Origin of the sequence: Bacillus sp. Leaf49 (genome assembly GCF_001426125.1) — a bacterium.
GTDB classification, from domain to species: Bacteria; Bacillota; Bacilli; order Bacillales; family Bacillaceae; genus Bacillus; species Bacillus altitudinis.
In genome coordinates, this window is record NZ_LMRK01000021.1 from 259870 (window position 1) to 275055 (window position 15186).

The 15186-nt window shown below is 36.5% G+C and carries 19 protein-coding genes; all 19 read right to left on the reverse strand.

Translation table 11 applies throughout. The annotated features are described in order from the left end of the window. Positions 1-6: 6 nt before the first annotated feature. Positions 7-849 (reverse strand): phage tail domain-containing protein, encoded by an 843-nt coding sequence (locus tag ASG46_RS14490; RefSeq protein ID WP_056704976.1) that lies wholly within the window; start codon positions 847-849, stop codon positions 7-9. Next, positions 846-4757: a phage tail tape measure protein gene (locus ASG46_RS14495; RefSeq protein ID WP_056704978.1), complete on the reverse strand. Its 3912-nt coding sequence runs from the start codon at positions 4755-4757 to the stop codon at positions 846-848. Before ASG46_RS14495 ends, ASG46_RS14490 begins: the two co-directional genes overlap by 4 nt. Positions 4758-4963: 206 nt before the next feature. Continuing rightward, positions 4964-5299 carry a phage tail assembly chaperone G gene (gene gpG / locus ASG46_RS14500; protein ID WP_056704980.1) on the reverse strand — a complete coding sequence of 112 codons (336 nt, stop codon included), beginning with the start codon at positions 5297-5299 and terminating at the stop codon, positions 4964-4966. 45 nt (positions 5300-5344) lie between these two features. Continuing rightward, the gene (locus ASG46_RS14505; protein WP_056704982.1) at positions 5345-5950 is read right to left on the reverse strand and encodes a major tail protein; all 606 of its coding nucleotides are present in this window, start codon (positions 5948-5950) and stop codon (positions 5345-5347) included. An 11-nt stretch (positions 5951-5961) separates the two neighbouring features. After that, positions 5962-6333, reverse strand: coding sequence for a tail completion protein gp17 (gp17, locus tag ASG46_RS14510; RefSeq protein WP_056704984.1), 372 nt, complete (start codon positions 6331-6333; stop codon positions 5962-5964). Further along, positions 6330-6713, reverse strand: coding sequence for an HK97-gp10 family putative phage morphogenesis protein (locus tag ASG46_RS14515; protein ID WP_082515498.1), 384 nt, complete (start codon positions 6711-6713; stop codon positions 6330-6332). The genes gp17 and ASG46_RS14515 overlap by 4 nt, the downstream gene beginning before the upstream one ends. After that, positions 6706-7074, reverse strand: coding sequence for a phage head closure protein (locus ASG46_RS14520; RefSeq protein ID WP_056704988.1), 369 nt, complete (start codon positions 7072-7074; stop codon positions 6706-6708). Before ASG46_RS14520 ends, ASG46_RS14515 begins: the two co-directional genes overlap by 8 nt. A gap of 15 nt (positions 7075-7089) precedes the next feature. After that, entirely contained in the window at positions 7090-7356 is a 267-nt protein-coding gene (locus ASG46_RS14525) for a head-tail connector protein (RefSeq protein WP_056704990.1), read from the reverse strand. Between the two features lie 14 nt (positions 7357-7370). Continuing rightward, positions 7371-8522 carry a phage major capsid protein gene (locus tag ASG46_RS14530; protein WP_056704992.1) on the reverse strand — a complete coding sequence of 384 codons (1152 nt, stop codon included), beginning with the start codon at positions 8520-8522 and terminating at the stop codon, positions 7371-7373. A 23-nt stretch (positions 8523-8545) separates the two neighbouring features. Then, complete coding sequence (locus ASG46_RS14535) at positions 8546-9265, reverse strand: head maturation protease, ClpP-related (RefSeq protein WP_442854137.1); 720 nt, start codon at positions 9263-9265, stop codon at positions 8546-8548. Further along, a complete protein-coding gene (locus ASG46_RS14540) occupies positions 9249-10484 on the reverse strand; it encodes a phage portal protein (protein WP_082515500.1) in 1236 nt (411 codons plus the stop codon). The genes ASG46_RS14535 and ASG46_RS14540 overlap by 17 nt, the downstream gene beginning before the upstream one ends. 213 nt (positions 10485-10697) lie before the next feature. Then, positions 10698-12395: a terminase large subunit gene (locus tag ASG46_RS14550; RefSeq protein ID WP_056704998.1), complete on the reverse strand. Its 1698-nt coding sequence runs from the start codon at positions 12393-12395 to the stop codon at positions 10698-10700. 1 nt (position 12396) lies between these two features. Continuing rightward, the gene (locus ASG46_RS14555) at positions 12397-12882 is read right to left on the reverse strand and encodes a phage terminase small subunit P27 family (RefSeq protein WP_056705000.1); all 486 of its coding nucleotides are present in this window, start codon (positions 12880-12882) and stop codon (positions 12397-12399) included. Between the two features lie 89 nt (positions 12883-12971). After that, positions 12972-13376 (reverse strand): hypothetical protein, encoded by a 405-nt coding sequence (locus tag ASG46_RS14560; protein ID WP_056705002.1) that lies wholly within the window; start codon positions 13374-13376, stop codon positions 12972-12974. Next, complete coding sequence (locus ASG46_RS14565; protein ID WP_056705003.1) at positions 13366-13749, reverse strand: HNH endonuclease; 384 nt, start codon at positions 13747-13749, stop codon at positions 13366-13368. Before ASG46_RS14565 ends, ASG46_RS14560 begins: the two co-directional genes overlap by 11 nt. A gap of 2 nt (positions 13750-13751) precedes the next feature. Further along, positions 13752-14015 (reverse strand): hypothetical protein, encoded by a 264-nt coding sequence (locus tag ASG46_RS14570; RefSeq protein WP_056705006.1) that lies wholly within the window; start codon positions 14013-14015, stop codon positions 13752-13754. Between the two features lie 45 nt (positions 14016-14060). After that, on the reverse strand, positions 14061-14513 hold the full coding sequence (locus ASG46_RS14575; RefSeq protein WP_056705008.1) for a hypothetical protein: 453 nt from the start codon (positions 14511-14513) through the stop codon (positions 14061-14063). A 28-nt stretch (positions 14514-14541) separates the two neighbouring features. Continuing rightward, positions 14542-14805, reverse strand: a complete 264-nt coding sequence (locus tag ASG46_RS14580; RefSeq protein WP_056705010.1) for a hypothetical protein — start codon at positions 14803-14805, stop codon at positions 14542-14544. Then, complete coding sequence (locus ASG46_RS14585) at positions 14802-15176, reverse strand: hypothetical protein (RefSeq protein WP_056705012.1); 375 nt, start codon at positions 15174-15176, stop codon at positions 14802-14804. The genes ASG46_RS14580 and ASG46_RS14585 overlap by 4 nt, the downstream gene beginning before the upstream one ends. Positions 15177-15186: the final 10 nt, after the last annotated feature.

Consider the following 15186-nt stretch of genomic DNA (forward strand, 5'->3'; position numbering starts at 1 on the left):
AGCCCCCTATTTATAATAAAATCTTGTGTTGAAATTAATATTGAAACTTTTACAATTCCTTACTTCAAACTCATTCCAACCAATATCCAATCCAGGCATCCTTCCAGATGTTTTAAGCCTTTGATTGCCTACAACTAGATACTGTCGCACATTCTTAACCTCTTGATTTTTTTTCAATTCATCACTTATAGTGACAATTTCTCCAGTGGTATGATTGATCAACGAGATATTCTTCCCTGCCCCTTTGAATGAAACCTTATAGTCATGATTAACAGTATTGATGTAAGCATCACCCATGTTAAAGACTCTAAAAAAGTTTTGGTTGGTAAATGAGTATTTTTTATCATCAATCGTTTCCATGTTCATTCCTATGTTCCAGTTCTCACCATTCAAATTCAGAATTGTAGATGAAGTATGAATTGATTCTGCTAAACCATTAATCGCTGTAAATACAACATTAAAGCTCGTTGCAGTACGTCTATCAACTTTAGGTATTTCATAAGAATCATCACAGGTTACAAGAAATCTTCGATTGGGCAATAGAGAGGAAGATATGTAGTATGGCTTAGGTCTAGTTAGCAATCTATAAATTTCGTGTCTATGTTGGTAAAAGTTTTCATCGATACCTGAATCAACCTTAATTTGAACAGTTATTTTTCGCTCTTTGTAAGTAATGTCTCTTGGATGCTGCGTTTGAACGACACCATTCGTTCTAGAAAATGAAGTGGTCTCTCGTTCAATTGATGCTGATTCAGGAGTGAATTTTAATGCTTTAAAATAAGGAAGCCTCTCACTTAATCCGAGACTTCCTTCACCATCGTTAAAATCAATATTTAATATGTCTTTCATACCCCTACTCTTACACCACCTTTAAATGCCTTATCTTCTAACCTAGCACCACTCTGTTTCTCTAATTTTGAAGTGTCTATATGTTTTAAAGCTAATTGACCAATTGTTTTGCCCTCTAGTGTAATAGGCGCAGGTTGAATAATTATCTGTTGTCCTTGTCCAACTGTATCAACACCTAAAGCACCAGCACTGCTTAAAGCTGTGATAAGCTCATTTATCTTTCTATTTAATTGAGGAGTATCCACTTCGTTTTTTACAACTAACTCAGATTTAAAATTTAACATTTGTTGTTTTGCACCTTGAATATTCATGGACATTCCTTGCAATTCATCTTTTAATGAACCGTGTGCGGTTTTCCCCATTGAAGCAGCACTAGCTTTAACTTTACCCGCTGTCTTAGACATTCCAATGACTAAACCATCACCAAAGTTAACACCTTCCGCAATTGTTTTCTTGGCAGGAGATTTCGAGTCTATTGAGCTTTTAAGGGATCGAATTGCTACTTTACCAATTGCCCAAGCAGCTTTCCATATCGTTCCACCATCTCCCCCCATGCTTCTGATGCCATTTGCAAAACCCTTAGAAAAATCAGCTCCAGTGTTTTTTGTTTTTACGCTAGATAAACCTTTCTTACCACTGTTTGCAACAGTCCTACCAGATGTACTAGCATTGCCTGATTGACCTTTTAAACCTGTAGCAAATTGAACTCCTGCTTTCGTTCCACCGCCACCATCAGTTGTTTTAGATAGTAGATTTGTAACACTAGAACTCAAAGAACTTGCTGTAGATTGGTTAGTGCCTTTTGTAGAACTTAAACCAGCATTATGCGCTGATCCTTTTCCTACACCAGCGTTCCTTGCTTGCCCGTTGTTTTTACCAAGTTCGTTTAAAACTGTCTGTTGTAAAATAGAGCTTGTTGAAGCTGTACCTGGCCTTGTTGATCCTAAACCAGCATTAAATGAATTACCTTTGTTAATACCAGCTTGTCTAGGAATACCGTTGTTACTATTAAGCTGATTGTTTACTGCTTGTTGAAGAATTGTTCCTTTTTGTGCGCTAAACGGTTCAATGGATCCTAAACCATCAACAAACTCTTGCCCTTGTTTTTTCCCAGCTTCCTTTGCATTGGTAGGTTTGTTTAATTCCTGCTCTACAGAATAAATCAATTCTGCGGCTTGTTCCTTAGCGTCAGCAGCTGTCATTCCTGACCCTTGATAGAAGTCTTCTAACGCCTGTTGAGTAGCTTTAAGAGCCTTATCTTTAGATTGGCCGAGGCTTTGTAAAAACTCTATTTGTTTATTCGCCCATCTCTCTTGATATCGGGTTTCATTTTCCTCAATCTCTGTTGCTAAACCCATTGAGTTTGAAGCGAATTCTCTTTGCTTCTCAAAAGCTTTCCCCGTTTCTAAATCAAGTAGCTTACCTTGATCAGACATTTTTGAGAATAATGCTCTTGAATTTTCTTCGTAAACAGAGGTGTTCTCTGCTAATGCCGATTTATAATCAGCTGTACTCTTCTTCAGTAAGCTCGTTCTATCTTTCGATTCAATATACCCTTGTGCATGAAGCTTATTAATTACTTCGTTGCGGTAATTAAAATCTTGTTTAGCTGCTTTCTGTCCCTCTTCATAGATTTTCTTTATGTTGTTGTTGTATTCTTGCGCTTGTTTGAAGGACAATTTCCCTTGTTGGGCTGTAACAGCTTTTTGCATAGCAATGGCTTCTTTTTGATTGGCTGCAAATTTGCTTGTAGACTGTTCGAAATAGCTGAGGATATTATTGTATTGCTTTAACTGAGAGGCGTTCATTTTAGAGGTATCGAGATTTGTTTCCTCTTGGAGTTTTTTGAGGGCTTTATATTTGTTCTTTGCTTCTAAAACGTCTTTATCAATTTCACCAATCATCTTATCAGTGATTTTTTCGCCTTGTTTCTTTACGTTTCCATCAGTATCTTCATACAAACCCTTTAAAACAACTAAAGCATCTGTTTTAAGTTGCTCAAGTTCTTTGACTAACTCGTTCCTCATTTGTGAGTAAGTCTCTACGAGTTGTGAAGACATTTTCTTAGCTTCAGCACCAGAAGTTCGAGTTAATTCAAAAAGTTGTAATTCTGCTTTTTCTCTTAGATCGACATAAGCTTTTGCTGCTTTTTTAGTTCCTTCAGATACACCTTCACCATACAGAAGCATGGATTCTCTAGCTTTCTCTTGCTGTTTCTCAAGGTTTTTATGAGCTTCTACAGAAGCATAAATTCCAACACCTAGAACTCCCAAGAGCGCAGTTGTACCAATAATAGCTAAACCTATAGGCCCCGCAAATGCCATCAACGCTCCAATTCCAGCTACTAAAGTTGCTGTAGCAGCTGTCACACCTAGAACCCCAGCTGTTAACAAAGCAGTTTTGCCTACAATTGCTTGTGTACCGCTATCTAAATTATTGAACATTGAAATAAGCTTAGTTCCTTTATCCGCAAGCTTTCCGATGCTAGGAAGTATACCGTTAGCAATGTTGATTTTTGCACCTTCTAATGCGGAATCAAATTCAACGATGCTTCCTTTGGCGTTATCTAACATCGTTGTGGCCATTTTCTTAGCAGCGCCATCGGATTTTTTTAGTTCAGCGGTATTTTTAGCTAACGCTTTTGATCCTCGTTCTAACAGGATAGCCCAATGCTTGTAAGACTCTGCACCAACAATTGTTTTTAATGCAGCTGCCTTTTGTTCCTTCGTCATACCTTTCATACCGATTTCAAATTCTTTCACTACTTCAGGCATTGATTTCATGTTGCCCGCCGCATCAAAGAATGAGAAACCCAATTTATCGATTTCTTTTTGAGCTTTTTTCGCTGGAGTTGCAAGACGAATAAGAGATGTTCCAAAGGCTTGACCAGCAATTGATCCTTGTAACCCAGCATCACCAAATGCCATCACCGCAGCTGCTGATTCTTCCATTCCCCAACCTAATGAGTTGGCGTTTGGAGCTAAGAACTTCATTGCCTCACCCATTTGTTCAACATTGGTGTTAGCGTTGGCGGCAGCATACGCAATTACATCTGACGCATGTCCTGCCTTGCTGGCCTCTAAAGAAAATGCTTGCATCATGTTTGAAGAAATGTCAGCTGCAGCGCCAAGCTCAAGTTGTCCTGCAGCAGCTAAATCAAGCATACCTGGCATGGCGGCCATAATATCTTTTGTTTTGAAACCAGCCATAGCTAAGAATTGTTGGGCTTCAGCTGCTTGCGTTGCTGTAAATACAGTTGTTGCCCCAAGTTCCATCGACTGCTGTCTTAACTGAGCAAATTCCTTTGCTGTTGCTCCTGAGATCGCTTTAACACCACTCATTTGCTTTTCAAATGTCATGGCTGTATCAATTGCATTTTTAAGTGGTGCGGCAACTCCAGCAAAAGCGATACCTGTTGTAATAGCAACAGATGAACCTATATTCCTCATCTTGTTACCAGCGTTCTCCATTCTATCTCCAAGCTGATTAATTCTTGAAGCGCTTCTTCTAGCCTGATCTTCAAACTGTCTTAACCTTTGGGTTGTTTGAGTTATGGAGTTTTGAGTTCTGTTCATAGCAGCTTGTGCATTATTTAATCTTATAGACAAGTTCCTAGTTGTCTCAGCGATCTTTTTTGTTTCCTGAGCATCTTTCCCTTTAGCCTTAGAAGCTTGCTCATGTGCTTGTTGTAAAGCCTTTACCCTCATCTTGTTAGCTTCTAAAACATTGTTTAAATGCTTTATTTTCGCTTCGGATTCTTTAATTGAGTTACCCCAAGTCCCAACAGCTGTTCTATTCTTTTCAAACTCGGATTTAGATTGCTTCATTATGTTTGTGGCATCTGCCATATCTTTTCTAAATCTGGTGCTGTTTGCGTATAACTCAACACCAATACGCCTATTACTCATCTTCCACCTCCAATCTTAAATAAATAACGGTATTTGATCGATATATAGTTTTTCATCTTTTTTACCAGGTGCATCACTTTTAGAATTTGCAACTAATCTCGCTTGCCGTTTTATATGGTAGAGTAAATCCATACTATCTATTTCATTTTGAGAATAGCCGAGTTCAGCTAGTGTGTTATATAAATCTAAAACTGAATCGACTAATGTTACTTTCCCATTTCCTCACTAACTTCATTGTTTGAACTCAAAAGAGACAATGCTTCATCTATTGCACCCACAACATAAACGCAAGTTGCATATACAACATTTCTTAAATTTCTAGCATCAATGCCTTTTTCAAATTGCTCTACATCAAATTGATTGTCAAAGATTTCGGCAACAAAAGAACAGTACTGATCTAGGTTGTACACCTCAAATCCTGTAGTTTCTAGTTCCTCTGCTGTTTGGGCGGCTAGTCTATAGTGCTCGCCAGAAATAAATGGTTTTGTTGTAAACTTCTTTTTCTTGTTATTGATCTTTAGTTCAATTGTTAATGGTTTCAAATATTATTCCTCCTCATATAAAAAAGGAGCGCAATAAAGCACTCCTTAAGATTTGTCAGTTGTTGTTTTCGAAGCTAATGTGAAAACACTTCCCTCAAATACAACATCGTTGAACCAGTTCTTCCCGTTAGTAAATTCACTGTCTCCATCCTCAGCGGTAGCCTTCCATCTGTTTTGGCCATAATCAACAGGCATAAATTTAATAGAGATTTTAGGAACAGAACGTTCTGCCGATGCTTCATCAGTTTTATGTTCAGATCCAACAAGAGATGGAAGCCCTTTTAGTAACCAAGTATATCTGTAATTTTCTGAGTTTGATTGTTTCGCTCTAAAGCCCAAAGCAATGTAAGCCGTCTGATCATTTTTGCTTGAAAATTGAACTCCATTTTCTCTCTTTTGATTATAAATTTTCTCTTGAAGCTTTAACGGTAAATCCGCTACTTCAATTTCAACATCAATATCACCTAAACTGTTTGTAACATCATAAGTGCCATTGTCAGCATAAAATGAATCTGATTCAGATTTAGGATCAATTGATACGTTTACTGCACCTGGCAGCCTTTCTGGTTTTTCGTATTTCAGACTTTCATATGTGTCCTCAGTTAGGATTGCGACATGAAACATATCTAATCCGTGAATTGTTTTACCCAATAAATTTCCTCCTAATTAAAAAAGCTCTTGCGATATCGCAAGGCTTTGTGATAGATTTTCTCTTCAATTTCTGGCAAGTCTTGAGAGTCATATCTGACATACCCCAATTCTTTAATACATTTATTTAATGCTTTAACAATGAGCTTTTCTTTTGAAACAGTGGATGAATTACAGAATACACTGAATTGATAACGTACTTCTGAACCTTGTGATTCATTGTCATAAAAGTTATCTTCTGCGTTTTTAAGTTCAAGGAATATAATTCTCGGATACTTGGTCGAATCAGACGCAATTCCTCTATGAATTCCACCTTCAACTAAAATATTTAATTCTTTGTCCGACTTTAACTTGGAGGCGATTTCTGAAGCTGCATCTAAGCTCATTTAATCACCCCTGTTAAAATTCTTTCTACAGCTTGCATAGCTGCATCACCAGCGCTGTCTGCACTTTTTTCAATAAATGGATGAGGACGCATCTTGGAAGTTCCGTACTCTAAAAAACGAACACGATAATTCACCTTCCCATTGCCGCCTATCGTTACAAACTTTTCAAGCGCTTTGTTTTCTTTAGATCTAGAAACAACTATATTATCCTTAATATGAGGCTGTTGCTTATCAGACACACCGACAGTTTTTCTTTGTTCTTCAGCAATTATTTCTCCACCTGTTTTTAATGCAACGTCTTCTACTTTTTGTACATCATCAGCTACACGCATTAGTTCAGAAATAACTTGATCAAATCCTGTGATATCGAGATTAGCTATTTAACTCAACCTCCTCACATAGAATTTCCAATGTTCTGTTTTTTTCCTCAACATTGTTTATATCTAAAATATTAAAGACCCTATATAACTGCTCTCCATTTAGTCCTTTTCCATTTCTTAATGTAAAACGCATGTCTCTAGTTATAAATGGTCTATACCTGACTTCAATTCTCTTTGGAGACTTAGCTCCTAAAGCCCCCGCAATAGTCATTTCAGCATTTCTCAACATACCATTCACAGAGCCTCTCAACTCTGTTATGTCTTGGTATTCTTCAATTGTATTTAATTCGTCATCTTGATAGGAAACCCACTTCTGAAGAATCAAACTCTTGTTGTATTTTCCTGCGCTTTTATTTTTCAAATAAGTAAATCCCTCCTAACTTTCGATGCTCAGTTGGGTAAGAATACTTTTTAAGCTGAAATCTAGACTTTTCACACTTGAGTCTGTAACTGGTAGCCTATTTTCATAGTGATGAGACACAAACAGGAATAGACCAAGCTTATGCAGATCATCATCAGTGTCTACTGTGATCCCAAGCTTAGTGAAATGATTGACAGCTGCATTTAAAAGAAGAGTGAGGAGTTTATCATCCCCACTCCAATCCTCTTCTATAGAGAGATATTGCTTCACCTCTTCTAACATTCCATCACCCCTATTTATTCAGTAGGCTCAGGTTCAGTAGGCATTGGTGTAGGCTCAGGTGTAGCAGTTAAGTCAATTTGACCATACACATAAGCTTCCTTATCAGCAGGAATAACATCAAAAGATTCGATTAAACGCAACGCAACTTGGTTTTTATTGAATAGAGCATGATCTGACATATCTAATTGCATTTGTTCACGTTCTACGAATGTGACTCCTTCCGTTGTTGCACCATAAAAGATTGGTGCTTTCTTTTTCTCTGTTGGAAGTGTTGCGTTTGAGAAAACTTCAATCACTGTCCCATTAATCATCTTTTGAGTTTTATTTACTGGATTCGGTTCTAGAATAGGTCGCCCAAAACCATCTTTTTCGTTATCCAAATGCTCAAAGCCGTCTTGGTTTGTAATGATTCTCATGCCGATTTGTAAAGTAGGATCAAGATCTTTATTGATAGAAGTTTTAAGGTCAGAATAGCCTTTGAGAACTTTTGGAGTCTTATCTTTCTTTAATTCAGCAAAGATTTTAGTGTTTTCAGTCTGGATAGCCTTTTTATTAAACCACTTTCCTAAATAAGTAACTAAGCCACCAGTTTCATTCTTTAAAAGTTTTCTTGAAACAGGGAGAAGAGCTCCGTAATCTTTAACACTATAGGAGACAGTTTTGAATTGAGGTTTATCGCTATCAGGAATTGTTTCACCATCAGTAAAATTCTCTAATTCAACAATTTTGCCATTGCTTTCATACACAAAAGAACCTTCAAGTGTTGTTGTAGGATAATTACCTACTAGATCTTTTGCAGATTTATATTCACGTCTAAGTTCAGTAATTTGAGTGTGAACATCTTTTGGCACTAAGTAGTTTTCACTATTCCCATCACCTGTTAGCATTGCATTCTCAGCAGCAGTAAGCGTTTCACCTCTGATTACTTTATTGAACGCTTCCATCTCATCAGCTTTGGTAGTTTTATCATTAAATTTATCTTCAAATGCCAAATCTTCTTTGTCATCAGCAAGTAATGCAGATTGAATCTCAAATTCTTTACGCAGATTTTCAATTTCATCACTTACTTCTTTAGCTTTATCTAAGTTTTTCTGCTCTAGCAAGCTCTTAGCCTCAGCCTTTTTGTTGTTGATTTGCTTCAATAGTTCTCTTAGTTCTTTATTCAATATTTTTCCTCCTATATTTGAGCTTAAATAATTGATAGCTCAATTAACATTTGATTGATTTTATTTTGTTGGGATTGTTCATTCTTTGTTTCTTTGGGTTGATTTTGGGGTTTTGTAAATTGTTGAGGTATTTTACTGTAGTTTTTGAAATAATCAGAGGTACAAGCGACCATTTCATTTTCTTGGGATACTTCGACATTGAAGTATCTTGAAGCTTCAAAGCCATTCAACCAAGTTTCATCATTGACCATTTGCTTAATAGTGTTGATATCTACCCCCTCTTTTAAATTCTCTGCATACACGTTAAGAATTCCTTGCTCAATTTGATCAAGGTCATCAGCAGTTTTTCTCATGTCATCAGAATTGCCTACAACGCCACTCCACGGCTTGTGGATCATTAGAAAGGCGTTTGAAGGGATCACTATTTTATCCCCTGCCATAGCAATAACAGATGCGATTGATCCAGCTAAACCATCCACATGAACTGTTTTAAAAGCATTGTTTCTTTTCAACATGTTGTAAATTGCAAGTCCTGCAAATACAGAGCCACCTCCGCTATTGACGTAAATATTTAGATTCTTTACGCCTTCTACTTGTGTTAAAAAGTCTCTGACATCTTCAGGACATGTGTCAGAATCTTCCCATTTACCCCATTCAGAACTAACTATATCTCCATAGAAATACACATCCGCTGATTGTTCAGATTGGTTTTTAATCTGTAAGAATTTATTCGCTATTTGAATCACCTCCTTTTAAAGCATTTGATTTACCTAATTGGTAGTCATCTGCAATATCGATAGAAACTGAATTTAAACTAACTCTATGGGAGTTGCCTGATTCACCTATTCCATTCATATCTTCTAGGTTTAGTACATCATTGATGCTCAAAGCCCCAATGTCAGTCATGGTTTTATAATAATTTGAACGTGATTCATCATCGCTTCTTAGCGAACTTCTAATATTAAACTTCACATAATGGTCAGAGTCGCTGTCAGTGAATAACTTATAATTCAATTCCTCTTCAATGGCCACTAATTCAGGCTGTATCGTGTTAGAAACAAACTCCATAGACTGGTGTTCAATGTTATTAAACGTGCTCTTATCAAGTTCAGAAAGCATATGTAATGGAACGTTAAATATCCTGGCAATTTCAGCGATATTAAATTTTTGAGTTGCAATATACTCAGCATCAACTAGGTTCATCGACAACGGTTGATAATCAAACTTCCCATCTAAAACGGCAACTTTGTTAAAATTATCTAGACCAGAGTTAGCTTCCTCCCACGCCTGTCTAACTTTCTCTTTAGCCTCTCCTGAGAGTATTTCTTCGCTTTTCAAAATCCCTTTGGTAGTAGTTCCATTTTTATAGAAAGACCCCACATATTTCTGTGCCGCCTTCATAGTCCCAGCAGTTTCTCTTGCGATGGTTACTGGAGACTTGCCAACTATTCCATCAATAGATAAATAAGGAATGTGCAATATTTCTTCTGAGTGAAATTTCTTAATATCCCCATTCTTACCTTGATATAAATACCATATATCCTCATTAACATCTTCAATGACTCTAATTCTATTAGGTTCAAGAATCTTCAGCTCTTTCGGATATCCATTTTTTCCAGTCACAATTCTCACATAAGCATTCCCCCACAAATTTCTGTGGACTGTTATTGTGTGCTTAAATACATATGGTGTTTGGAGTGAGTTTGGTCGTTTTTCTAAAAGCTTAACAACAGGATGGTCTATAGCTCTCTGTCTCCCATTCTCGGTTTTTCGGAACACTTGTAACGGCAACTTCGCTGTGTGTCGAGCCTTAATATCAACAGCAGCAAAGATAGCACCTATGTTAAGTGAATTTTCTGGTGTAATGACTTCACCACTACTTGAAATACTTAAAGAAGAGAACGCTCCTAACCCATTCCAATTTGTTGCGCTGTTTTTAAAAATCTTATCTAAGATTATGATCTTTCACCTCCTTTCCACAGCAGAACACCCCAAGAAATAAGGATTCCACCTAGTAAATAATTACCGAAATTAAGGCTGATCCCATAAGATGTTAGAATGATTAGGAGTAATCCTGATAACAGAAAAAAGTCGCCCCATGTTAGTTTCACGACTCCTTTAAAACTGTTGAACTTATTCATGATGTTGCCTAAAATAGTTTTCAAAATACACCTCCTAAAAACCAAAATCATCTTTCAGTATATGTTTATCTAAGCTGTTGCTATATTCGTGCAGCATAGCTCCTGTGTGTGCATTCATAAGAGCAGCAACACTATCAATTTTTTCTTTTGATTTCTTCTTTGAAAGCTTATATGCGTATTCATCACCATCAGTTACAGCGTTGTACATGGAATATGTTAACAAAGGGTTATTATCATGAATCACTCTATTTTGGAAAACGAGGTGTTTGAAGTTTTTGGTTGCTGGAGAAAGATTTACTGCCTTTTGAGGAGTTTCGACCACAGTATATCCCTCTTCTTCGAGTAGAATTCTCACTTGTGAAGCATCAAACGCATCATAATGCACTTGCTTCACTTTCCAATCTTCTTTTTTCGCCATATCAATTATCCATTTCACTACATCTCTATAATCATTAACCGCTCCAGGTATTCTAGTTATCCATCCTTCCCTTTCCCATAAGTCATAAGGAGCTTTTTCATTTTTAATTTTATATTGCATCATCTCATCAGGGACAAACGAGTGACTTTGTACAGCAAATCTTCCGTCAGGTAACGGGTGAATTGTTGATACAGAGCAGTTATCGTCAGTTGTAGCCAAATCAATCCCAACGTAACATTCAGTACCTTTTAAATCAGGGAACTCTCCTTTGTCTAAACCTGCTGCTTTCCATTTTTCAATCGGCATGTAAGAGCTCTGTTGTTTTGAATCCATCCACACATTCATAGATTTTATCAGGTAATCCTTTAAATCATCGCCTTGTTTTTCTTTCGCCTCTTTAGAAAAATCGATTAACTTTTCAAGTGAATCCTTATCTTCTGCTGCTAAAGGGTTTGCTTTAATAAAGTTTTTAGCATCAAAGGGGTCGTCCTTTTTATCTAATTGTGCAATATATACAAAATACTTATCGTTTTTCACTACGCCCTTTAAAATCTTTTCACAGTAATCTTGTTCAATTTTGCAAGGTGAAGTTGAATCATAACCAGCTGTACTTATAATTGATATTAAACTTTGTTTTTGTCTTACAGTCCCCTTCTCAAGAAGCTTAACCATCTGATTGTCTTTGTGCGCATGGTACTCATCGATGATGCCACAGTGAGGATTAAACCCATCTATTGTACCTGTGTCTTTACCAAGAGCGACAATAGTCCCTCCATTAATCTTGCATTCAATTTCACTAGCGTGTTCACGTATTTTGAACATTTTCAACAAATCTTTGTCTTCTTTTATGAAATTCGCTGTCTCTTTCCAACATATCCTTGCCTGACTTCTAATAGTTGCAGTCATGTAAGTTTGTGCACCGGTATATCCATCAAAACCAGTCATATATAGTCCTATGCCGCTATTTAAAAGAGATTTAGAGTTTTTCCTTGCAAGTAAATTAAAACTCTTGTTAAACCTTCTATATCCACTTTCCATATGTATCCAACCGAAAACAGATCCTAAAATAAAACACTGAAACAACTTTAATTCGATCAGTTTTCCTTTTGTGTCTGATTCTCCACTGGTGAATTTAAGCTTTTCGAAGAATTTAAGCACCCTGTTGGCTTTATCTTCATCGAATACATAAGGGAAATCTTCTGTCCCTTGTCGATCTAAATCGTCCATATGCCGCTTACAAGCTAATTTAACAAGTTCTCCCGCTACAATTTCTCCATTCAAAACTTTTGTAGCGTATTCCGTGACTCTATTCATTTTACATAAACTCACTGAATTTATTTTCTTCTATCTTTTTTTCAGGAACAACCAATTTCAAACGTGAACTTATGGTCAATCCCAACTCTGTTGACTGTTTTCTAATCAAATCAGCATATTTAGTCTGGACTTGTACATTAGGACTTACAACTGTGTTTGTGTTACCTGCAGCATTGGTATGTTCTACGGTTGTTCCACTCTCCTGAATTGCTTTAGAGGCTTTCAGGTAATTAGAGTAGGCATCACAGTATATAGCCAGTGCCACAGTGTCTAAATTTGTAATTAATTCTAACTCAACTAAATCTTTTATGACTCTTTTCCATTCCTTTTTTGCATCTTTATCGAGCCAATTTGGACATTTAATTTTGTCGTTTTTGGGTTTTAATTTACTTTCATTTTCTTCTCTTTCAGCAATCTCTTCCTTTGTTAAATGTGTTTTACCTTCTGCTTTTATTACAGAAATCGGCTTGCTTGATCTACCTGCCAATTTACCACCTCCTTACAGATTCAAAAGGGAAGGTTTAAAAAAGGAAATTCACCGTAGGTTGGGGGGAGTGGGGTCTACAGAATGTTCTTTTATAGAGATTTAGGTACGGGGGGTGTATTTAATCTTGAGTTCATCTTTTCAAGAAAGCAATCTACTGAATATCTTCCATCGATTCTAATAAGGAAGTGTTTGTCTAGTGTTTGTAAAGCGAGTGCAGTTCCTTTCATCTCTCTAAGATATATCTCTCTTTCTCTCTCTAAGTTTTCCATGTGACCTAAGATTGTTCTCAATTTAGCTGCAAGATTATCTGAAGTTTCCTCGATGAATGCGTTATACGTATCTCTATCTTGCAACTCTAAGTCTGGATATATTGCCTTAGCTTGTTGGTATGTAAGACTTCTTTGAACTATATCATCCCACTTCTTCTCGCTATCTACCCACACATCTACAATTTTCCCAGTACCTTCTTCATGTAATTCTAAACTATACGCCATACCTTAACTCATCCTCTCTGGTCTTTTTATTGTGGCATTCATGACATAGCATCTGTAGGTTGTCATAGTCTAATCGCTTACTCCAGTCAACCATAATAGGTACGATATGATCACATACATCAGCCACATTAAGTTTCTTATTCTCTAAACAGAATTCACACAGATTGTTTTTATCTCGCTTCTTTCTATCACGAACACTCTTCCATTTTGTAGAGTTGTAGAACTGTTTTGATTTTTTATTTCTTTTATGTTGATCATAGAATCTTCTATTAATTTGAGACTCATCGGCAGCCTCTTTATGTTCTTCACAATACTTATCTCTCGTAAGGTTAGGACACATTACCTTTGCACATAGTTTTAGAGATCCTTTCATTACTATTCCTCAAACTTTAATCTCAACTCATGGACACGTAGCATGTTTGCATCCTCAAGTGCTTTGATCTTTTTCTGGTAATGTTTGATCTCCATAACATTCTTTCTAACAAACTTATCATTGTAGAAGTATCTGTACTCCTCTTGACAATGATCACACTTGAAGTAACTCACATTAGTTTCGTTGTCGAGTTTTCTTTCTTTTATCGAACTGATAACAAAATGTTTTCCGCATTTGTCACATAAGATTCCTTTGTCGCTACTCATTATCTTCCCTCCATAAAAATAAAAAAAAGCATCCAACAGGACGCTTCAGTTTGTTTCAATTACTATTCCAGTTATCATCTTGCTTCCATCTTGCGCTTTGTCAACATTGCCATAAACAGTTATATCATCACCTGGATTGTATGTATCTGTAGTTAGATTGAACACAGTAAACGTTCCTGTTTCATTTGAAAGCATCAGATAATCAAGCGGACTTCCATCATTAGCTACAGTTACGATATCACCTGACACCTTAACTTGGTCATCGATAGATGATTCTTCTTTTAATTCGTCCGCAGTTATTTCTTGTGCATTTTCGACCAGGTTGTTTTTATTCTCTTCAACGGACGCTTTATCATCTGTGTCTACTTCGAATGAACCTTCTTCAGATGATGTTGTTGTTTCTTCCTTAACATTCTCTTTGTTTGATTCATTCTGTTCTTTTACACTCGAACAAGCAGCAAGTGTCATTAGGATCAGAATAGCTATAAATACTTTCATATAATCCCCTCCCAAGAAGATTATACCATTATTCAACTAATTCAATTAAGCTTACTGAATCTCTTGATACCACCCCTTTATCATGTTTGATCGTTTCTTTAAAAAATGCTCCAAAATCATTTGTATGTAACCTTTGAATCTCAAGATTGAACGGCTTTTCATCACCTTCATCAGTATTCCATTCAAAGTGAATTTTCACTCTGTTTGTAATTTCTTCTCCTTTATAAAACACTACTGGTATTCCATCTTCTTCATGCAATTTAATTTCAATTAACGCTGGATTTTCAATCATTGCTCGACTCCTCTATATAACATCTTCCGTACGTTTGCAGCAGTCTCATTATAAGTCTTGCCCAATAGTTCCTTGTTGAATTTAATAACTCCTTCTGGAACTTCCTCATCTGCATAGTAATCAATTTCATAACCACTAATCACTGTTCCGTAAGTTTCATCACCACGATAAAGTGTATCAACTATTGGTCTAACGTTCCCAAATACAATTTCTCCATTATTATCATTGCGTTTTTTATGTAGGTTTTCAAAATAAGCATCAGTCTTCTTTGATTCACTCATAAACAAATTATCCTCAAATGTCGCAAACATTTCATCCAGTCTTTCTCCAGCTTTTTGTTGTGCATCGATTAATTTATCTAATTGTTCCATTCGTTCTCCT

Bases quoted from the DNA above. Each gene is read 5' to 3' on its own strand.
- ASG46_RS14490 (WP_056704976.1), bottom strand. From the start codon at position 849: ATGAAAGACATATTAAATATTGATTTTAACGATGGTGAAGGAAGTCTC.
- ASG46_RS14495 (WP_056704978.1), bottom strand. From the start codon at position 4,757: ATGAGTAATAGGCGTATTGGTGTTGAGTTATACGCAAACAGCACCAGA.
- gp17 (WP_056704984.1), bottom strand. From the start codon at position 6,333: ATGAGCTTAGATGCAGCTTCAGAAATCGCCTCCAAGTTAAAGTCGGAC.
- ASG46_RS14525 (WP_056704990.1), bottom strand. From the start codon at position 7,356: ATGTTAGAAGAGGTGAAGCAATATCTCTCTATAGAAGAGGATTGGAGT.
- ASG46_RS14550 (WP_056704998.1), bottom strand. From the start codon at position 12,395: ATGAATAGAGTCACGGAATACGCTACAAAAGTTTTGAATGGAGAAATT.
- ASG46_RS14560 (WP_056705002.1), bottom strand. From the start codon at position 13,376: ATGGCGTATAGTTTAGAATTACATGAAGAAGGTACTGGGAAAATTGTA.
- ASG46_RS14565 (WP_056705003.1), bottom strand. From the start codon at position 13,749: ATGAAAGGATCTCTAAAACTATGTGCAAAGGTAATGTGTCCTAACCTT.
- ASG46_RS14570 (WP_056705006.1), bottom strand. From the start codon at position 14,015: ATGAGTAGCGACAAAGGAATCTTATGTGACAAATGCGGAAAACATTTT.
- ASG46_RS14575 (WP_056705008.1), bottom strand. From the start codon at position 14,513: ATGAAAGTATTTATAGCTATTCTGATCCTAATGACACTTGCTGCTTGT.
- ASG46_RS14580 (WP_056705010.1), bottom strand. From the start codon at position 14,805: ATGATTGAAAATCCAGCGTTAATTGAAATTAAATTGCATGAAGAAGAT.
- ASG46_RS14585 (WP_056705012.1), bottom strand. From the start codon at position 15,176: ATGGAACAATTAGATAAATTAATCGATGCACAACAAAAAGCTGGAGAA.